The organism is Rhizobium sp. GN54 (assembly GCF_021026345.1).
In the GTDB taxonomy this organism is placed as follows: domain Bacteria; phylum Pseudomonadota; class Alphaproteobacteria; order Rhizobiales; family Rhizobiaceae; genus Mycoplana.
Genome location: NZ_JAJNCZ010000004.1, coordinates 541,881 through 560,546, shown reverse-complemented (window position 1 = coordinate 560,546; position 18,666 = coordinate 541,881). Strand labels below are relative to the sequence as shown.

24 protein-coding genes are annotated in these 18,666 nt (G+C 65.8%); 11 read left to right on the top strand and 13 right to left on the bottom strand.

Annotation, left to right across the window (positions count from 1 at the left end; translation table 11 throughout):
• Window positions 1–3: 3 nt before the first annotated feature.
• On the bottom strand, window positions 4–1,257 hold the full coding sequence (locus LQK81_RS14660) for a rhamnosyltransferase WsaF family glycosyltransferase (protein ID WP_230807084.1): 1,254 nt from the start codon (window positions 1,255–1,257) through the stop codon (window positions 4–6).
• Window positions 1,258–1,615: 358 nt separating this feature from the next.
• On the opposite strand from LQK81_RS14660, the gene LQK81_RS14655 reads away from it, so the two are divergent.
• Complete coding sequence (locus tag LQK81_RS14655; RefSeq protein ID WP_230807083.1) at window positions 1,616–2,008, top strand: GFA family protein; 393 nt, start codon at window positions 1,616–1,618, stop codon at window positions 2,006–2,008.
• 43 nt (window positions 2,009–2,051) lie between these two features.
• Here LQK81_RS14655 and LQK81_RS14650 read toward each other — a convergent pair whose 3' ends face one another.
• Window positions 2,052–2,522 (bottom strand): aminoacyl-tRNA deacylase, encoded by a 471-nt coding sequence (locus tag LQK81_RS14650; RefSeq protein WP_230807082.1) that lies wholly within the window; start codon window positions 2,520–2,522, stop codon window positions 2,052–2,054.
• Between the two features lie 193 nt (window positions 2,523–2,715).
• On the opposite strand from LQK81_RS14650, the gene LQK81_RS14645 reads away from it, so the two are divergent.
• A complete protein-coding gene (locus tag LQK81_RS14645) occupies window positions 2,716–3,075 on the top strand; it encodes a DUF488 domain-containing protein (RefSeq protein WP_230807081.1) in 360 nt (119 codons plus the stop codon).
• Between the two features lie 104 nt (window positions 3,076–3,179).
• Here LQK81_RS14645 and LQK81_RS14640 read toward each other — a convergent pair whose 3' ends face one another.
• From LQK81_RS14640 to LQK81_RS14625, 4 genes are all read right to left on the bottom strand, one after another.
• Window positions 3,180–4,223, bottom strand: a complete 1,044-nt coding sequence (locus tag LQK81_RS14640; RefSeq protein ID WP_230807080.1) for a Gfo/Idh/MocA family protein — start codon at window positions 4,221–4,223, stop codon at window positions 3,180–3,182.
• Window positions 4,224–4,231: 8 nt separating this feature from the next.
• On the bottom strand, window positions 4,232–5,017 hold the full coding sequence (locus LQK81_RS14635) for a ThuA domain-containing protein (protein ID WP_230807079.1): 786 nt from the start codon (window positions 5,015–5,017) through the stop codon (window positions 4,232–4,234).
• A gap of 113 nt (window positions 5,018–5,130) precedes the next feature.
• Window positions 5,131–5,472, bottom strand: coding sequence for an SMR family transporter (locus tag LQK81_RS14630; RefSeq protein WP_230807078.1), 342 nt, complete (start codon window positions 5,470–5,472; stop codon window positions 5,131–5,133).
• Window positions 5,473–5,515: 43 nt separating this feature from the next.
• Window positions 5,516–6,076, bottom strand: coding sequence for a TetR/AcrR family transcriptional regulator (locus LQK81_RS14625; RefSeq protein ID WP_230807077.1), 561 nt, complete (start codon window positions 6,074–6,076; stop codon window positions 5,516–5,518).
• Window positions 6,077–6,299: 223 nt separating this feature from the next.
• Between LQK81_RS14625 and LQK81_RS14620 the strand changes: the two genes are divergently transcribed.
• The gene (locus LQK81_RS14620) at window positions 6,300–6,731 is read left to right on the top strand and encodes a group II truncated hemoglobin (protein WP_230807151.1); all 432 of its coding nucleotides are present in this window, start codon (window positions 6,300–6,302) and stop codon (window positions 6,729–6,731) included.
• Window positions 6,728–7,099 (top strand): DUF423 domain-containing protein, encoded by a 372-nt coding sequence (locus tag LQK81_RS14615; RefSeq protein ID WP_230807076.1) that lies wholly within the window; start codon window positions 6,728–6,730, stop codon window positions 7,097–7,099. Before LQK81_RS14620 ends, LQK81_RS14615 begins: the two co-directional genes overlap by 4 nt.
• 171 nt (window positions 7,100–7,270) lie before the next feature.
• Here LQK81_RS14615 and LQK81_RS14610 read toward each other — a convergent pair whose 3' ends face one another.
• The 4 genes from LQK81_RS14610 to LQK81_RS14595 form a co-directional block, all read right to left on the bottom strand.
• Window positions 7,271–7,555: a hypothetical protein gene (locus LQK81_RS14610; protein ID WP_230807075.1), complete on the bottom strand. Its 285-nt coding sequence runs from the start codon at window positions 7,553–7,555 to the stop codon at window positions 7,271–7,273.
• On the bottom strand, window positions 7,552–7,953 hold the full coding sequence (locus LQK81_RS14605) for a DUF2325 domain-containing protein (RefSeq protein WP_412178778.1): 402 nt from the start codon (window positions 7,951–7,953) through the stop codon (window positions 7,552–7,554). The genes LQK81_RS14610 and LQK81_RS14605 overlap by 4 nt, the downstream gene beginning before the upstream one ends.
• A gap of 441 nt (window positions 7,954–8,394) precedes the next feature.
• Window positions 8,395–9,294: an energy transducer TonB family protein gene (locus LQK81_RS14600; protein WP_230807074.1), complete on the bottom strand. Its 900-nt coding sequence runs from the start codon at window positions 9,292–9,294 to the stop codon at window positions 8,395–8,397.
• 51 nt (window positions 9,295–9,345) lie between these two features.
• Entirely contained in the window at window positions 9,346–9,786 is a 441-nt protein-coding gene (locus LQK81_RS14595) for a hypothetical protein (protein WP_442967136.1), read from the bottom strand.
• A gap of 309 nt (window positions 9,787–10,095) precedes the next feature.
• Here LQK81_RS14595 and LQK81_RS14590 point away from each other — a divergent pair, with 309 nt between their 5' ends.
• The 6 genes from LQK81_RS14590 to LQK81_RS14565 all read left to right on the top strand — a co-directional run bounded on the left by LQK81_RS14590 (window position 10,096) and on the right by LQK81_RS14565 (window position 15,107).
• Window positions 10,096–11,154, top strand: coding sequence for a hemin-degrading factor (locus LQK81_RS14590; protein ID WP_230807073.1), 1,059 nt, complete (start codon window positions 10,096–10,098; stop codon window positions 11,152–11,154).
• A 10-nt stretch (window positions 11,155–11,164) separates the two neighbouring features.
• A complete protein-coding gene (locus tag LQK81_RS14585; RefSeq protein ID WP_230807072.1) occupies window positions 11,165–12,094 on the top strand; it encodes a heme/hemin ABC transporter substrate-binding protein in 930 nt (309 codons plus the stop codon).
• A 16-nt stretch (window positions 12,095–12,110) separates the two neighbouring features.
• Entirely contained in the window at window positions 12,111–13,196 is a 1,086-nt protein-coding gene (locus tag LQK81_RS14580; protein WP_230807149.1) for a FecCD family ABC transporter permease, read from the top strand.
• Between the two features lie 34 nt (window positions 13,197–13,230).
• Window positions 13,231–14,019: a heme ABC transporter ATP-binding protein gene (locus LQK81_RS14575; protein WP_230807071.1), complete on the top strand. Its 789-nt coding sequence runs from the start codon at window positions 13,231–13,233 to the stop codon at window positions 14,017–14,019.
• 101 nt (window positions 14,020–14,120) lie between these two features.
• Window positions 14,121–14,510 carry a DUF883 family protein gene (locus LQK81_RS14570; RefSeq protein ID WP_230807070.1) on the top strand — a complete coding sequence of 130 codons (390 nt, stop codon included), beginning with the start codon at window positions 14,121–14,123 and terminating at the stop codon, window positions 14,508–14,510.
• A 162-nt stretch (window positions 14,511–14,672) separates the two neighbouring features.
• Window positions 14,673–15,107 (top strand): hypothetical protein, encoded by a 435-nt coding sequence (locus LQK81_RS14565; protein WP_230807069.1) that lies wholly within the window; start codon window positions 14,673–14,675, stop codon window positions 15,105–15,107.
• A 116-nt stretch (window positions 15,108–15,223) separates the two neighbouring features.
• Here LQK81_RS14565 and LQK81_RS14560 read toward each other — a convergent pair whose 3' ends face one another.
• From LQK81_RS14560 to LQK81_RS14550, 3 genes are all read right to left on the bottom strand, one after another.
• A complete protein-coding gene (locus tag LQK81_RS14560; RefSeq protein ID WP_269064975.1) occupies window positions 15,224–16,735 on the bottom strand; it encodes a sensor histidine kinase in 1,512 nt (503 codons plus the stop codon).
• A 123-nt stretch (window positions 16,736–16,858) separates the two neighbouring features.
• Window positions 16,859–17,419 (bottom strand): RNA polymerase sigma factor, encoded by a 561-nt coding sequence (locus tag LQK81_RS14555; protein WP_230807067.1) that lies wholly within the window; start codon window positions 17,417–17,419, stop codon window positions 16,859–16,861.
• On the bottom strand, window positions 17,416–17,601 hold the full coding sequence (locus LQK81_RS14550) for a NepR family anti-sigma factor (protein WP_230807066.1): 186 nt from the start codon (window positions 17,599–17,601) through the stop codon (window positions 17,416–17,418). Before LQK81_RS14550 ends, LQK81_RS14555 begins: the two co-directional genes overlap by 4 nt.
• A 188-nt stretch (window positions 17,602–17,789) precedes the next feature.
• On the opposite strand from LQK81_RS14550, the gene LQK81_RS14545 reads away from it, so the two are divergent.
• The gene (locus LQK81_RS14545; protein WP_230807065.1) at window positions 17,790–18,581 is read left to right on the top strand and encodes a response regulator; all 792 of its coding nucleotides are present in this window, start codon (window positions 17,790–17,792) and stop codon (window positions 18,579–18,581) included.
• Window positions 18,582–18,666 lie beyond the last annotated feature (85 nt).

Here is an 18,666-nt window from a genome sequence, read left to right as displayed (position 1 = left end):
GTGTCAGGCCGCAAGGACACGACGGAAGGCGGCCTCGACGGCTGCTCCGGCATTGTCCCAAGAGACCGAAGCGACACTTTCGGAGGCGCGCCTGGAGACGGCCTCGAAGTCGGGAATGTTCACCACCGCTTCCAGCGCGGCCGCGAGCGAGTGCGGCGTGGCGGGCGCATACCGAACGTGAGGGTTGTCGAGCACCATGCGGTTATGCTCCGCATCGTTGACGACCGGGATGCAGCCTGCGGCAAGCATCTCGTAGGGCACGAGCGACACGTTGGTCAGCGAAAGGTTCAGTCCGGCGAAGCACTGGTTGTAGATATCGTTCAGTTCAGCCGGCCCGACCTGCCCGTGATTGATGGATTTGAACGGAAGTCCCCCGACCTTCTCCCCGAAAATGTGCAGTTCGAGCTGCGGAAGCCGTTTTGCCAGTATTTCGAGCGCCAGGAACCCGAGCTCGGTCCCGCGCCTCGGCGTGCTCGACCGGGCGTAGAAGGCGACACCCGTTCGCTTCTTTCCACCCGGCTTCAAGCCATAGCGGGATGTGTCGCAACCGAACGGAAAATAGTCGGCGTCCATGTCGAACTCGCTCGACAGTTTCTGCGCCAGCCACTTGCCGGCGGTGATGGCGTGAAAACCCATTCGATAGGTGTTTTCCGCCAGCACGCTCTGGGAGCCGACAGGATCGAAGTAGGGCTCGTAGTCCTGGACGAAATAGAAGCGTTTTCCGCTGCAGCGGGAATTGAAGACGGCGTAGGCGGTCGGCCATGCTGTGGCGACGACCGCATGTGCGTCCACCATTCCCTCGCTGACGTCGGCGATCGGGCAGGTCAGGCCATAGTAATCTCTGGCGATTCCTTCGAAATATTTGAGATCCGCGCCATAGGTGTTGTAGAGATAGACACGGTTCTTGTATCCGAGCCTGTCGAAGTATTTGACCATTCGATAGCACGTCGTATGCCCGCCCGATCCGGGCCCCGCGGGTTGCTCCACCCAGTTGATGATAAGCGGTTCGTCCGGAGCGACTTTCGGAATTTTGGGCTTGAAGGGCTGGCTCAGATCGGCCGCCACGACATCATGGGGAAAAACCTCCCACATCGAGTTCCGTGGCCGGACCCAGTCTGACGCCATGAACCGCGCACGATCGACAATCCCCTTGTACCCGTCTTTCGCAAGGATCGCGCCAACCTGGCGACTGCGCCGGCCAAACTGGCGGCGCGCAGAACTCAGAATCGAAGTCGGCATCGTTTGAAGGATCTCCACTGCCGGTTGCCCGCCTCCGTTCAGAGCAGATCAAGCTGTCCGGCACCGATCGGGACGTATGGCCCAAACTGTGGCTCCGGCGGCACCTGCGCTGCAATGCCTCATTTCGGTCGAGGGCATACCCATGACCGCGGGCATTCCGCCATATGAACGGTCATTTCCCTGCAACAGCGCTACGTCTTTTGATGCTTCCCGCTACAACGTCTTCGTTCCCGGAGGGACGGGTTGTGCTACCTATCTGAGGTTTCATGGACAAAGGTTGGGATGACACCCGCCGTCCCCGCGAGACAACGGGCATTTGCAGGCGAGGCGCCATCGCTGTAACCCTTCGGTCCCGTTGATGACGAGGGAGGCGAAGATGGATCGGTTTTCCGGCGGCTGCCTGTGCGGCAATGTCCGGTTTGTTGCGTCGGGCACCCCGTATCGGGTCGGCATCTGCCACTGCCTGGACTGCCGCAAACATCACGGCGCGCTCTTTCACGCCTCGGCGATCTTCCCGCAGGATGCGGTGACGGTTGAGGGCGAGACGCGCGACTATGCTGGGCGGTTCTTCTGTCCCCGCTGCGGCTCGCCGGTCTTCGCCCGCACCGCGGACGAGATCGAGATAAACCTCGGATCGCTCGATGCGCCCGACCAGTTCCAGCCGACCTACGAACTCTGGACCATCCGCCGCGAAGCCTGGCTGCCGCCGTTTCCGCTCGCCAGACGATACGACCGGGATCGCGACGGCACGGGTCGCACAGAAAAATAGGCCGGCCGAACGCCGAATGCACCGGACAGTGGCCCCGCGCGCTTCAATGCGGGTGGCTGATGCGGGCGACCTGGGCGTCCTTCATCAGGCTGAGGAAATTGGGCCCGGTGACGTGGACCAGCGTCCGGTGGTCGCCCCCCTCGAAATAGACGTCGCTGACCCGTCCCAAGCTTTCGTCGAGGATGACCGGGATGTCATAGGCCATGCCGACCGGCGGGGCGGCACCTTCGTCGCAATCCGAAAAGAGCGTGCAGACCTCCTCCTCCGACGCCAGCCCGAGCCTGCGGTCGATCACGTCCTGCAGGGTGGAGAGTTCGATGCGGTGGGTGCTGGGGACGACGGCGAGCACATAGCCCATCTCGTGGTGGACGACCACGGTCTTGGCGAGCCTGCTGCCGGGGATATGAGCTGCCTGGGCCGACTGGCTGGTCGTGGCGGTGCGATGATGCGGGACGGTGTCATAGGCGATCCCCTCCCGTTCGATATAGTCCTGAAGCCTTCTGGCGATGGTCATGGTAGGCGTCCCTTCCTGTCTGCTGGCGACGCGTAACAGGGCCATTGTCCTCCCATCATCGGCGAAGTCAACGAAGAACCGAAACAGGCGGATCGCCGCCTCGGAGGCGGCATGTGTTGCCCGGCAGGCGGGCGCGGTGCATGCTTTACACGGGATTCGCGCGGCCCCGCCGTGCCAGATCGAGGAGGAAGAGATGACTGTCCGGATCAAGCGGGTCTACGATACGCCGGAACCTTCCGACGGAATGCGCATCCTCGTCGATCGGCTGTGGCCGCGCGGCGTCGCGAAAGAGAAGGCGCGGGTCGATCTCTGGCTGAAGGACATTTCCCCCAGCGACGACCTGCGCCGGCGCTTCCACGCCCGGCCCGAAAGCTGGGACGAGTTCCGCCAGCACTACGCCGCGGAACTGGAAGGCGAAGCCGAACAGGCGGCCGCGGCGGAGCTCCGCCGCCATATCGCGCAGGGCCCGGTGACGCTCCTCTACGCCGCCCGCGACGAACGCCACAACAACGCGGCCGCGCTGGCGTTGTGGCTGGAAGAAAAGACGCGGTAGCCCGCCGGGGACGGCCGACAAGCCCGGCAAACGCTCCCGATCAGGGCCGGCATCGTCCGAGGCGGCTGCCTTGGCGCAAGGCAGAGTCCTGGGCGGCCCTCTCCCTAGACCGCGAGTTCGCGCCTCGCCTTCTCCGCCTCGATCGCAAGGTCGAGGACCTTCTGCAGGTTTGCCGCATGGCGGAAGCCGGGCTCGACCTGCCGCCTTTCGCGCACTGCCGCAGCGAACCGCTCGTAATTGGTCGGCACCGCACCGCCGTCGATGTCCCGCCAGCGCGCGGTTTCCACGTCCTCGCCGAGGCAGCCCCGCAGGCTCGAACCCTCCGGCGTATGGATCACCTCCAGCGCGCCCCGGTCGCCGTGCATGCGCAGGCGCAGTTCGTTGAGATGGCCGGTGGCCCAGCGGCTGGCATGGATCACCCCCAGCGCGCCGTTGGAGAATTCCGCCGTCATCGCAAAGCTGTCGTTCGCGTCGAGGTCGTATTCGCCGATGCGGTTGCCCGGCGCCTTGTCGAAGGCCTTCATGCGGGCATAGATCGCTTCCACCTCGCTGCCGCTGCCATAGGCGGCAAAATCCAGGATATGGATGCCGACGTCACCAAGAACGCCGTTCGAGCCGTGCCGCGTCGACAGCCGCCACAGCCACTGGCTCTCGGTCGTCCAGTCGCCCCAGGCCCGCGAGACCAGCCAGCTCTGCAGGTAGGACGCCTCGATGTGGCGGACCGTGCCGAGCGTACCGGACAGCACCAGTTCGCGCGCCTTCTGCAAGGGGGCGACATTGCGATAGGTCAGGTTGACCATGGTCACGAGACCCGAGCGCTCGGCCACCTGCGCCATCTCGTCCGCCTTGGCGAAGGTCTCCGCCAGCGGCTTCTCGCACAGGACGTGCTTGCCCGTCGCAAGCAGGGCGAGCGTGGTCGGATGATGGACCCGATCCGGCGTGACGTTGGCGGCCGCGTCGAAATCGCCCCAGTCGAGCGCCTGCTGCAGGTCCGCAAAGGTGCGGGCGATCCCGAAGCGCCCGGCGAATGCCGCCGCCCGCGCCGGGTCGACATCCACGGCGCCGACCAGTTCGACGCCGGGAATGGCGGAAAAGTGTTCGGCATGCGTGTTGGCCATGCCGCCGGTGCCGAGAATAAGGAGACGCATGGGACCCCTCACCGGTAACCGGCTTCGCCGGCCTGGTGCAGGCGCGGGCCGCGCTCGACGATCGGTTCCAAAGCGCTTTCAACCGGCACGTTCGGGGCATCGTGGACGGCGAGATACGGTGCCAGCGGGTTGTAGGCCCACTTCACCGCGTTGCGCAGCACCTGCTGCACGGTTCCGTCGTGATAGGTCGGATAGGTCTCGTGACCCGGTCGGAAGTAGAAGACGTTCCCTGCCCCGCGCCGCCAGGTCATTCCCGAGCGGAATACTTCGCCGCCGGCAAACCAGGAGATGAACACGGTCTCGAGCGGCTCGGGCACCGAGAATGCCTCGCCATACATCTCCTCGTTCTCCAGCACGAAATGCTCCGGCAGGCCGGCTGTGATCGGATGGGCCGGATTGATCGCCCACAGCCGCTCGCGCTCGCCCGCCTCGCGCCATTTCAGCGCGCAGGGCGTCCCCATCAACCGTTTGAAAATCTTGGAGAAATGTCCGGAATGCAGGACGATGAGCCCCATTCCCTCCCAGACCCGCTTCGCCACCCGCTCGACGACCGCGTCGGAAACCGCGCCATGGTCCTTGTGGCCCCACCATAAAAGCACGTCCGTCTCGGCGAGCCGCGCCGAAGGCAGGCCATGCTCCTCCTCCTGCAGCGTCGCCGTCGACGCCGTGATCGCAGGATCGGCGTTCAGCGCTGCAGCGATCACCGCATGCATGCCGTCGGGGTAGATCGAACGCACGACCTCGTTGGTCTGCTCATGGATGTTCTCGCCCCAAACGATGGTCCGTATCGTCATAAAGACAGCCTCCCGGTCTGCGTCCACGTCAATCCAAAGCGGTTTGAATTGAAGTTTTACAGCCATGGCTGCCGAAGGCAAGCCCCAACCGGCGACCCGGTCGTCACCGGCCGTCAATGGAACGTGGATTTCGAGAACAGGTTCAGGACGAGAACGCCGGCGATGATGAGCCCGAGCCCGATCACGGCGGCGAGGTCGAGCGTCTGGCCGAAGACGAGATAGCCGATCAGCGAAATGAGCACGATGCCGAGCCCGCTCCAGATGGCATAGGCGATGCCGACCGGAACATAGCTGAGGCTCCACGACAGGAAATAGAAGGCGACCGCATAGGAGGCCACCATGACGAGCGTCGGCCCGAGCCGGGTGAAGTGCTGGGCGGCCTGCATGGCCGAGGTGCCGATCACCTCGAAGATGATCGCGACCACCAGGACGGAATAGACGAGGGCGAGGTTCATGGCAGGCTCCGCAGAGGGGATGGAGGTTCGGGGGTGCAGGCGTTCAGCCGCGGGAGAGATCGAAGAGACGTTCTTTCATTCGCTCCGCCTGAGCGGCATCCATTGGATGGCTTTCGAGGACGGAGGCGAGCCACAGCCCATCGAGGGCAAAGCGCGCAAGCGTGCAGTCGAGCGAGGCATCGGTGCCGGCATGCCGTTCGGCCTGCAGCGCGATCCAGTCCCGCCAGCGCGCGCGCAGGTCCGGCTCGGCCAGGAGCGGTATGGTCATCGCCTTCCAGCGCGCCTCCTCCGCCATGGCCCCGGTGCCGAAGGTGACGCCGACATAGGCTCGGGTAAACCGGCCGTGCGGCTCCGGATCCGCCCGCATCGCCGCGGCGATTGCCGCATCCATCCGCGCGATCAGGTCGTCCAGCAGCCCGAACAGCAGATCGGCCTTGCTCGGAAAATGATGCAGCAGGCCGCCCTTGCTGACGCCGGCGGCCGCCGCGACGGCATCGAGCGTCAGGCCGGCGGCCCCTTTCTCCACGCACAGGTCGGCCGCGACCTCCAGCAACTGCTGGCGGACGGCTTGCGGATCTTTCTTGCGCTTGTGGGCGGTGCTCATGAGATAAACATACCGTCTGGACGGTTTTATTGCAAGAGGTCATCAGCATCGACGGCAGAAGATTTCCGCACAAGGACGAGCCGGAAGGCCAATCGCCGTTGCCCGCCCGACGCACGCACGCGCCCGCGGCCGCGATCCGATGTCACAGGTCGCGCAATGCCGTTGTCCCCTCCCCGGTCGTGAACTATCTGTGGCACAGGCGAAATTCGGGCGAGGCTTGCGGGTGCAGGACAGGCAGAAACAGGACGGGCAGGCAAATGGAACGATCACCCTCTACGAGGCCGTCGGCGGCGAGGCGGGCGTCCGCGCGCTGACGCGGCGCTTCTATGCGCTGATGGATACGCTGCCGGAGGCGGTCGCCTGCCGCGCGATCCACCCCGCGGACCTGTCGGACAGCGAGGAGAAGCTGTTCGAATATCTGTCCGGCTGGCTCGGCGGTCCGCCGCTCTACACCGACAAACGCGGCCATCCGATGCTGCGCCGGCGCCACTTCGCAGCCGCGATCGGGACTGCCGAGCGCGACGGCTGGCTCCTCTGCTTCACGCAGGCGCTGGAGGAAACGGTTCCGAGCAGGCAATTGCGGGACATCGTGCTGGCGCCGGTGACCCGGCTCGCCGAGCACATGGTCAACCAGGAACAGGAGGGGGATCGATGACCGTCTCGACCGCACGCCGGGCAACGCTCCTTGTCGCCGGCCTGTTCGGCTTCGCCGGCGTCGTCAGCGCCGCCATCGCCTCGCATGCGAGCGGCGACCCGCGGCTGATGGGCGGCGCCTCGGCCATGTGCCTTGCGCATGCGCCCGCCCTGCTCGCGCTCTATGCCGCCTGGCCGAACCTGCGCACCGCCCCGCTCGCCGCGGTCCTTCTCATCGCCGGTACGCTGCTCTTTGCCGGCGACCTGACGATGCGCCACGCGCTGGGCCACGGCCTGTTCCCCATGTCCGCCCCCACCGGAGGCACGTTGATGATGGCCGGCTGGCTCGCAATCGCCCTCGGCAGCCTGCTGCAGCCGCGCAATATCTGAACGAGCGAGTTGAAAAGCGGGGCAAGCCGCGCGGTGCACGGCCCGCAACAGCCGAGCGTGCGTGCCCCCGGAGAACATGACGGCAATGGCTCGTCCCCATTTGCAGGACGAACCGCGGACGCCACCATGCCGGATCAGGCATGGCGTGCCCCGCTCTTCAGATGCGCACTTTCAGGCTGAATCTTTCCGCCGATCCACCGGCGCGATGCGCTGCGGGAAGGCGACGACGTTGTCGGCGGCCGCGACCGGCGCATCGTCGGTCTGTTCGAACGGCACGGCGCGCGCAGGCGGGCGCGCCTCCCACACCGGAAAGACGGAGACGTTCGGGTTCTCTGCCTGCATGCGCGCTTCGCGCGTCAGAAGGGCATGGAGTTCGGGGATGAGGCCATCCCCGTTCTGCGCGGCCAGCTTGTGCAGGCCGATCATCATGAAGCCGTCAGGCCTGTCGCTGCTCATTGTATCGGAGTTCCTTCGCTGAGGCTCTGCAGGGCCCGCTCGAAGCTGGATTTGCTGCCGTTGCGCAGCGGCACGAAGGCCTTTTCCCACTTCTTGCAGCCCGTCTTCACCCTGAGACACGCATCATGGCTGATGCAGTCGATCGGGCAGAACACACAGTCGACCGAAGGAAGAACGTTGTCGATCCGCGAGACCGCCTCGCGAAGGCCGCCATCGTGATGGATCAGGTTGGCGCCGAACGAACTTGCGATCTGGCGCAGGTGCGCAACCTGGCAGTCGCGTCCGCCGACATAGAGAAAGTTGCGGCCCTCGAGCGCAGCCTTGGCCGAGGCATCGCCGTCGCCGTCCGCACCACCCGCCTGCTGGCCCTGCCTGTCGGCAGCCGCCCTGCGGTCGATCTCGATCGTCCGCCGCTTCACCCGCGTCACCTCGACGGTCCGCTGCTGGCGCGGATCCGGAGCCGCTGGACGCGCCGGCTGCGCCTTGCCCTCGCCGGCATTGGCCGATGCGGCAGAAAGGCGGGCCTTCAATGCGGCGACCTCTTTTTCCAGCGAAGCGATCCGTGCGTCACGCGCCGTCACCATCGCCCTCAGCATTGCCTCGCGCTGGCCGTCCTTGCCTGCCTGCATGCGTCATTCCTCGCGCTCTGGGCCTCGCAGCCCGTTTCGATTGGCGCGACCCTACAAAACATGAGTTATGGAGTAAAGTATAAACATGATAAATTTCATCATCTTTTTTGATCAACCGCAAATCGCACCGAAATACCCGCGCGACTGCCACGACCCTGACGGGCCGGGCGGCCGGAATTCCGGAACGAAAGGAGGACCTGGCCCGAGGGGCTATCGCTTGAAGACGATCGGAACGTTGAAGGGCCAGGAAGACCGGCCCGCGCCTGCCGGTATCTCCGGGAAGGGTGCGGCGCGGCGGACGGCATCGAGGGCCGCCTGGTCGACATCCGGCTCACCGGAACTCTTGGCGACACGAATGCTCGTGGCCTGACCGGAGGCCGAGACGGTGAAGGCGACCGTCACGACGCCGGCGCCCCGCACGCGCCGCTTGGCGCGATTGATTTTGCTGCGGACCTTGCCCGGATAATTGCTGACGGCGGCGTTTCCGGCCGTGGCGCTGCCCTTCTTCTGGCCGCCGGGCGCAGACAGGGTGACGCCGTCGGAGCCATTGACCTCGCCGCGCTTTGCCGCCCGCGGGCTGTTGCCCTTGTCGCCGGATTTCTTCGCCCGCTTCTTCTCGGGCTTCTTCTCCGCCGGCTTCTCGACCTTCTTTTCCAGCGGCTGGATCGCCTCCGGCGGCTTCTCCACGATCTCCGGCCTGATGTCGGGAACGGGAATGGCGGCGATCTCGACCTCGGCGCCCTCGATCTCGACGGCCTCGCTCATCTCGGGAACGAATTCCTCCGCATCCGGCGTCGGCGCGACCTCGCTCGGGGTGATCTCGTCCGGAACGATCTCCTGCGGCTCGATCTCGGCCACCGGCTGGGCAACCGGCTCGATCGTCTCCGGCTCCATCTCCTCGGTCGGCTGGATCTCGTCCGGCGCACCGGATTCGATCGCGTCGAAGGCGTTGTTTCCGAGCATCGCCACCTCGGCGACGACCGCGCCGCCGGCGACCTGCGCCACGTCCGCTTCCGGCTCGGGCGAAAGCGTCAGGATCGCTGCCGCACCCGCGTGCGTGATCAGCGACAGGACGATCGCCGCGCTCCAGATTGTCTTGCTGCCGGCCATGGCTACACCTTCATTCTCTACTCGATCCGGTCGCGCCGCCGCGCCCCCGGATTATCCTTCGAAACCGACCTGCGTGTTGCTGCGGGTCACGATGCCGCTCATGCACGCGCCGGCCGCAATGCCCTCGCCCTCGCATACGGGGGAATCGTTGATCAGGATCCGCTTGACGTTGTCGCATTGCGTGCCGGGCAGGTCGAACTGCCGCACCTTCGTCTTGCCCTGCGGCAGGTCGCGGAAATCGAGCACGATCATGCGCTCGACCGTTCCCGTGCCGTTGAAGAGCACGAATTCGAATTTGGCGCTCGCGACGCTCTTCTCCAGCTGGTTGCCGATGACGAAGGTGAAGACGCAACCGCGCTCGGACGGCGCCACCGCATTGAGCTCCACCTGCAGGCCCTTGCCCGGCTGGGCGTCCTGCGCCCATGCGTTTGCGGCAGGCAGGGCCGTCGTCAGGGCCAGAGCCATCACGGACAGGGCTGCATTTCGGATCATCGGGACGCCTCGACTGTTGGACACGAACAGGACCCGGACACGCCACCCCGCAATGAAGCGATTGCGGATTGCATCGCGCATTTCAACCAGCGGCCGATCCGGTATTGCGTCCATAAATAAATATGACTATGAAAGTCAAGAAAGTTTAACGGAAACGACGTTCAATCCCCTGTGAAAGCTCGCAAATTTGTTGCGGGACGATGTGCCTGAAGCCGCGATCGCGAGGTGTCTCGCAGTCCGGCGCTCCACAGTGACGCGACACAGGGGCGCGACGATATTTGAACAGATGAACGTGAGCAGGCAGACACCATGACGGAAAAGCAGCGCCCCACCCCTTCCGAGATCCGTGCCTATCGAGCGGAAAACCCCAAACTGCGCGAGCGCGACGTTGCCATGCAGCTCGGGATCTCCGAAGCCGCGCTCATTGCCGCCGAGGTCGGGCTGACGGCGGTGCGCATCGACGGCAGCGCCAACCGCCTGCTGGAAAGGGCGCCTTCGCTCGGAGAGGTCATGGTGCTGACCCGCAACGACAGCGCCGTGCACGAGAAGATCGGCGTCTACGAGAAGATCACCGCCGGCCAGCATGCCTCGATCGTGCTCGGCGAAAACGTCGACCTGCGCATCTTCCCGCAAGCGTGGAAGCACGGATTTGCGGTGAGCAAGAAGGGCGAAGGCGACGACGTCCGCCGCAGCCTGCAATATTTCGATGCGGCCGGAAACGCCGTGCAGAAGATCCACCTGCGTCCGGCCTCCAATCTCGACGCCTATCTGGCAATCGTCGACGAATTCCGGCTGGATGACCAGTCGCAGGACTTCACCGAGGTGAAGCCCGCCGCCTCCGATGCGGACGAGACCGGCCCCGTCGACGTTCCGGTCCTGCGCCAGAACTGGAGCGAGATGACCGACACGCACCAGTTCTTCGGCATGCTGAAGAAACTCAAGATCGGTCGCCGGGAGGCCGTTCGCAGCGTCGGCGAGGATTATGCCTGGCAGGTCGCCTCCAATGCCGCCGAACTCATGCTGCGGGCCGCAGCCGAAAAGGCCACCGACATCATGTGCTTCGTCGGCAACAACGGCACGATCCAGATCCACACCGGCCCGGTCAGCAAGGTCGAGCCGATGGGGCCGTGGATCAACGTGATGGATCCGACTTTCCATCTCCATCTGCGCCAGGATCACATTTCCGAATGCTGGGTCGTGCGCAAGCCGACCAAGAACGGCCACGTCACCTCGCTGGAAGCCTATGACGCCAAGGGCGAGATGATCATCCAGTTCTTCGGCAAGCGGAAGGAAGGAAACGTCGAGCTTGCGGCCTGGCGCGACATCCTCGACGGCCTGCCGCGCGCCGACGCCAGCGTCGCAGCCTGAGGATCCGAAGATGAAGCGCTCCTTTTTCCAGACAGCGCGCCGCACGGCGCTCGCATTGTCGGCCCTGACGCTCGCAACACCCTTTCTCCTGCCCGCGAGCGCTGTCGTGTCCCCCGCCGCTGCGCAGGAGACACAGAAGGCCGATACCTCGCGCATCGTCGTGATCGGCGGCGCCTTGACCGAGATCGTCTATGCACTCGGCGAGCAGGACCGGCTGATCGCCCGCGATACCACCAGCACCTTTCCCGAGGCCGCAATGAGCCTGCCTGATGTCGGCTACATGCGCGCGCTGTCGCCGGAAGGCGTGCTCGGGGTCAATCCGAGCGCCATCCTCGCCATCGAGGGAAGCGGCCCGCCGGATGCGCTGGCGGTCCTGAAGAATGCGGGCGTGTCGTTCACGACCGTCCCCGAGGGCTACGACCGCGCCGCCATCCTCGACAAGATTGCCAAGGTCGGCGATTTCCTCGGCGTTCCGGACAAGACGAAGACGCTTGCAGACGAGGTCGGCGCCGATCTCGACACAGCCATCGCCGACGCGGCGAAGCGCCCCGAGAGCGAGCGCAAGCGCGTGCTCTTCATCCTGAGTTTCCAGGATGGAAAGATCATGGCCGCAGGCGCCCATACCGCCGCCGACGGCATCCTCAAGCTCGCCGGCGCCGTCAACGCCACCGACGCGGCCTTCCCCGGATACAAGGCGATGGCCGACGAGGCGATCGCCGACGCCAGGCCCGACGCGATCATGGTCATGTCGCGCGGCGGCCATGACAGCAGCGACGAGCAACTGCTGGCCCATCCGGCCATCGCGCTGACGCCTGCGGCCGCCTCCAAGACGATCATTCGCATGAACAGCCTTGAACTCCTGGGTTTCGGCCCGCGCACCGCAACGGCGATCCGCGACCTGAATGAACGGCTGTACGGCAAGGCCAATGTCTCTCAGTGATGCCGCAAAGACCGGAATGCAGGGCATGACGGCGCACCGCCTGCGCCTTGCCGCCGGGGGCGACCGGACCGCCCTTGCGCGGCTCGTCATCGCCGCGCTCGCCGTCCTGACGGTCGTCGTCCTGTTGCTGTCGACGGCGACGGGCGCCTCGGACGCCTCGGTGGTCGATGTCGCCCTGTCGCTCGTCAGCGGCGAACCGTCCTCGGTTCTCAGCCAGCGCGACCGCATCATCGTCATCGACATCCGCCTGCCCCGCGCCCTGCTCGGGCTCCTGATCGGCGCAGCACTGGCAGTCTCGGGCGCGGTGATGCAGGGCTTGTTCCGCAACCCGCTGGCCGATCCCGGCCTGATCGGCATTTCCTCCGGCGCCGCACTCGGCGCGGTGCTGATGATCGTGCTCGGCGGGGCGCTGCCGGCGGCCCTTCTCGGCCTTGTCGGCGCCTTCGCCCTGCCGCTTGCAGCCTTCGTCGGCGGCCTGCTCGCAACGCTCTTTCTCTACCGCATCGCCACCCTGCACGGCCAGACTTCGGTCGCCACCATGCTGTTGGCCGGTCTGGCGATCGCGGCACTCGCCAGCGCCGTCACGGGCGTGTTGATCTACGTCGCCGACGACCGCCAGCTTCGCGACGTCACCTTCTGGAGCCTCGGCTCGCTCGCCGGCTCGACCTGGCCGAAGGTGCTGACCGCCGGCCCGGTGATCCTGCTCTCGCTCGCGGTTCTGCCGTTTCTCGCCCGCGGGCTGAACGCGATCACGCTCGGCGAGGCCACCGCCTTCCACATGGGCGTCAAGGTCCAGAAGCTGAAGAACATCGCCATCGTCAGCGTGGCCGCGGCGATCGGCGCCTCGGTGGCCGTCAGCGGCGGCATCGCCTTCGTCGGCATTGTCGTTCCGCATATCCTGCGCATGGTCATCGGCCCCGACCACCGCTACCTGCTGCCCGCCGCAGCCCTTCTCGGTGGCATCCTGCTTCTGGCCGCGGACATGTTCGCCCGCACCATAGTGGCACCTGCCGAGCTGCCGATCGGCATCGTCACCGCGCTCGCGGGCGCGCCGTTCTTCCTCTGGGTGCTGCTGCGGCACCGCACGTCCACCGGCCTGTGACGGCGGCGGGCGACCAAACGCATTCGGGACCGACATGATCTGCGCCAAGAACCTCTCCGTCCGGCTTTCCGGAAAGCTGATCGTCGATACGCTATCGCTCACGGCAAAGGCCGGTCAGGTGACGGCGATCGTCGGCCCGAACGGCAGCGGCAAGACCACGACGATGAAGGCCATCTCCGGCGAGATCGCCAGCACCGGCGAACTGACCATCAACGGCGACGACGTCCGCGCGCTCGAGCCCTGGCAGCTCGCCACCCGGCGGGCCGTGCTGCCGCAGGCGACCACGATCGCCTTTCCCTTCACCGTTCGCGAGATCGTGCGCATGGGATTGTCGACCGGGCTGAACAACGACGCGGCCCACGCGCAGGCGATCGCCGCCAAGGCGCTTGCCGCCGTCGACCTGGAGGGTTTCGAGGGCCGCTTCTACCAGGAGCTCTCCGGCGGCGAGCAGCAGCGCGTCCAGCTTGCCCGCGTGCTGACGCAGATCTGGGACCCGGTCCTGAACGGCATGCCCTGCTTCCTGATGCTCGACGAGCCCGTCTCCAGCCTCGACATCCGCCACCAGCTGACCATCATGCAGCTCGCCAGGGACTACTGCACGCGCGGCGGCGGGGTGATCGCCGTGATGCACGACCTCAACCTGACGGCGATGTATGCCGATCACATGGTGATGATGAAGCGGGGAAAGGTCGCCGCCGCGGGGGCGCCGGCGGAGGTGCTCACCGACGCGGCGATGGAGGAGGTCTTCGGCTGCCGCATGCGCGTCAGTGGCTTGCCTGCCGCGGGAACTCCGTTCATTCTGCCGCAGACGGCTGTTCTGTAGGACCCCCTCTCACCGCGTTGGAGCGGAACCTTTCCAGCCCGTCGACGTTGTTGTGCCGGCACAACTTTAGTTTTGCGTTCGAACAGGCAAAGGAGGGTGTAATGGCATCCGGAATGTTCTCCCGCGGCAAGGACCGCACGGTTTCCGAGGCAGCAGAAACGATCGAGGACCAGATCGCCGAACTGCGCGACCAGATTTCCACGCTGGCCAAGCTCGTCGCTCAGGACGTGGCCGACGGGGCGGAAGACGCCCGCGACCGCTTCTCGATGTTCCGCAGCAAGGCCCGCGAGAACGCGAGGCACGCCCGCGCGGAGGCGACCGACGGCCTCGACGAACTGATCGCCAACGGCGAGGACATCCTGGCCGAACTGACGGCGCGCTACAGGGACACCGGCCGCGAGGTGCGCCGCACCGTCAAGGAGCATCCCTTCGCCACCCTCGGCGCCGCCGCCGTCGCCGGCTTCGTCATCGCCGCCATCCTGCGGCGCTGACATCCGCCTTTGGGGACCTTGCCTGACGCGCGCATGCGGCCATCGCCGCCCTGAAACGCAAGCCGCGGCCCTGATCGCGGCGGCTCGCACAGGACGGCTACCACATGCGTCGCCGGCAGGCCGGGCAAGGCGCGACGTAATCACATCCAGGAGCGGGAATTCATGTTGTCGATCGTAACCGCCCTCGCCCAGAACATGGTCTTCCGGGTCGAGGACAGGATAGAGGAAACCCTGCAGCGCTCGAAGCGCAATGCCATCTTCGCCGGCATTGCCGGCCTGCTCCTGCTGACCGCCTATGTGCTGGCAGTCGCGGCCCTTTCGGTCAGCCTCGCCGAGCGCTACGGCACGGTTCCCGCTTTGCTCGGGCTCGCCGGCGGGGTTGCCACCCTGGCGCTCGTCCTGATCGCGGTGCTCCTCTATCTGAACAACCGCGACGCCAGGCTTCGCCGCAGGCGGCGCGAGCAGATGCGCGCGCGCACGCAGCTTGCGGCGATCGCGGCCGGCAGTGCGGCCCGCAATCCGCTTGCGACCGCAGCCCTCGGCGTCGCGCTGGCGCTGTTCCTACGCCCGGGTCGCCGCCGGCGCGACGACGACTGATTTTTCCGGGAAAACTTGAAACACCCGGACAGACCGGCCGGCCCGCCATCGCGGGTCGGCCGGTCTGTCCGTTGAAGCCTTGAAGCGTGAAGCCATTGAGGCGCCAGCGACGCCTCTCACACCTGGTCGAGCGGAAGCCTGATGATCGCGGTCAACCCGCTCGGCAGGAATTCGAGGTGCACGTCGCTGCCGAGCACCTTGTCGAGGCTTCGCTCGATCAGGATGAGCCCGAAGCCCTTGGCCTTCGGCGGCTCGACATGCGGCCCGCCCATTTCGTGCCACGTCATGTGCAGCACCGACTGGCCGTCTTCCTGCATGACGCGTGCGGTGATCACCAGCCTGCCGCCCGGGACGGACAGCGCGCCGTATCTGCGCGCATTGCTGGCGAGTTCGTGCAGGACGAGCCCCAGTCCGATCGACTGGTCGGGACCGAGCCGGACCTCGTCCTTGTGGATCTCGACCTGCCTCTGGAAATCGTCGACGAAGGGGCGGATCTGCGCCTGCAGCAGGGCGGTCAGCGAGATCATGCCCCACTCCTGGTCGCTGAGAAGCCCGTGCGCCTCGGAAATCGATTGCAACCGCCCGGCGAAAGCCGCCATGAAGGCCTCCGGATCCTTGGTCTGCCGCAGCGTCTGCCGCGCCAGCGACTGCAGCATGGCGAGCGTGTTCTTGACCCGGTGGTTGAGCTCGCGCAGCAACAGCCGCATCCGCTCCGAGGCGAGCTGGCCCTCGGTCACGTCCAGCGTGATGCCGAGGAACATGGAAGGCGTTCCGTCCGGGTCCCATTCATGCACGCGCCCGCGGCCCAGCAGCCAGCGTCCGGTCGAGCCCGCCCGGAACATGCCGTCATATTCGCCGCCGGTTTCCAGCGCGTTGCGGAGCTTGCCGATGGCGGCGGCCCTGTCGGCGGCGTGGATCGCCGAGAAGATCTGGCGCGCCGTCAGGTTCTCGCCGCGCTTGAGGTCCAGCATGCGCAGGAGCGGTGCATTGCCGATCACCGTCCCGGCCTTGACGTCCCACAGCCAGCTCCCGACATTGGCGGCGTTGAGAGCTGCGGCATGCCGCTGTTCCTCGCGCGCGATCGCCGCATTGGCCAGCGCCCTGCGCCGCGCCTCCTCCTTGAGGAGCAGCAGCGAGCCCGCAAGCTTGGCAAGCTGTTGCAGATGCAGCAGCGCGTCGTCGCTGGCGCCGGCGCGGGCCTCGACGTCCAGCACGCAGACGCTGCCGATCGGCTGGCCGGCATGGAGGATCGGGGCCCCGGCATAAAAGCGCACATGCGGCGCGCCGGTGACGCTCGGCAGGTCGGAGAACCGGCTGTCGGCCCGCGCGTCGGGAACGATGATGGGGGCGCCTCCCTCCGTAAGAAGGCGGGCACAGAAGGTATCGGCCGCGCTGGAACTGACCTCGCCCAGACCCTTGCGGGCGAGATACCATTGGGTCGTGTCGCCGATCAGGGTGACGAGCGCGATCGGCGCGGAAAAAAGGCCCGCCGCAAGATCGGCGATATCCGTGAAGTCCGCATCCGGCCCGGCATAGGCAGGCAACGTTGCCCGCACTGCCTCCAGCCGCGCCGGGGCGGTCAGGGCAGTGGCAACGGCCACCGGCACGGACGACGGCCGGCGGTTCATCGCGAACCTGCCGGCCACGCAGACGGTGCCCTTGCGTGCCTTTGCGTCATGCTGAGAACCTGCATGATTGTTCTCCGAAACCTGCCCCTCGCCTGCCGGCCCAGGACAGGCGCGGTCGTCCCCTTATGTCATGAAGGCTCGCGACGTCAGCGGTGCCGACACCGCATCCGGACCGAACTCGCCTTCATTCGTGATCTGCAGGATCTCCTGCAGTTTCTGCCTTGCACGGTTGACGCGGCTCTTGATCGTCCCAAGGGCACAACCGCTGATTTCGGCGGCCTCTTCATAGGAGAAACCGGACGCACCCACAAGGATAATCGCCTCCCTTTGCTCATCCGGGAGTTGTTCCAGCGCGCGCTGGAAATCCTGCATGTCGAGCTTGCCGTACTGCGCGGGATGCTGGGCGAGATTGGCCGTCAGCAGGCCGTCGCTGTCCTGCACTTCGCGGCCGCGCTTGCGCAGCTTGCTGTAGAGTTCGTTGCGAAGGATCGTGAACAGCCACGCCTTCATATTCGTGCCCATCTCGAACTGGTCCTGCTTGGCCCAGGCCTTCATGATGGTGTCCTGCACCAGATCGTCGGCCTCGTGATGGCGACCGACGAGCGAAATGGCGAAGGCCCTCAGGCTGGGAAGGATCGAGAGCAGTTCGCGCTTGAAAGTGTTTGCCGGTTCCTGTGCGCTCACCGATCTTGGCTCCCCAGCTGCATGTCTCCGTCCTGCTCGGTCGTACTCTTCCCCCGCTGCTCCGCAAGGTCGAGCTTTTCGAGGAGTTCGAGGAATTTCTCCGGGATCGGCTCTTCCTGGACGGAGAGATAGAACGAGCGAAGCCTGTGGGCGATCTGCCCGTCAACCCCCTCTGTCGTCATTGGATATTCTTGTCTTTGCTGTTGTTTCACATCTCTGACTTTCGACTGCTTCCATCGTCCCCCTCAAGGGAATTCGACACAGGAATGCGCCCGTCCGAAAAAGGTTCCGGGGCGCGGAACCAAAATTCATCATGTTCGTTTTCCCGTTGACCGACAATGCAGCCGTCCGCATCACAGGGGAGCTTACGATGCCGATTTCCGACCGCCTAACGCCTCATCTGCCCTACCTGCGCCGCTATGCCCGCGCGCTTACGGGCACGCAGGCCTCGGGTGACGCCTATGTCGCCGCCACGCTCGAAGCGATCCTGATGGATCCCGCCGCATTCGCCGAGGGCGACGACGACCGCGTGCGCCTTTTCCGGCTGCTGTCGCGGATGATCGCGTCGCTGCCCATTTCCGTCAGCGACACCGTCTCGCTGCGCCCCGGCGCCCCGTCGCCGGTCGATCTCGGCGCGGTTCCGCCCCGCGTCCGCCAGGCCCTCCTGCTGGTGACGATGGAGAATTTCCCGACCGCGCATGTGGCCGAGATCCTCGAGACCGACGAGGCCGAGGTCCGCGCCCTGCTCGACACGGCCTTCCGCGAGATTGCCGCGCAAACCGAGGTCGGCATCATGATCATCGAGGACGAGCCGCTGATCGCCATGGACCTGGCCGACATGGTCAGCGACATGGGCCATCGCGTGACCGGCATCGCATGCACGCAGGCCGAAGCCGAGAAGCTGTGGCTCGAGACCAGGCCCGGCCTCATCCTCGCCGACGTCAAGCTTGCCGACGGCAGCTCCGGCATCGACGCCGTCACGGCCATCCTCGCCCGCACCGAACTGCCCGTCATCTTCATCACCGCCTATCCGGAAAAGCTCTTGACCGGCGAACGCCCCGAACCGGCCTACCTGGTCAGCAAGCCCTTCCATCCGGACACCGTCAAGGTCCTCATCAACCAGGCGCTGATGACCAGCCCGGTTCACGCCGTCGCCGCCTGAACGTTTCACCGGATCCAGTTTCTGCACCACCTGGGGACGAGGCCTGCGCCTCGTCCTTTTTTTCGTCTCCGATTGTCATCATGGG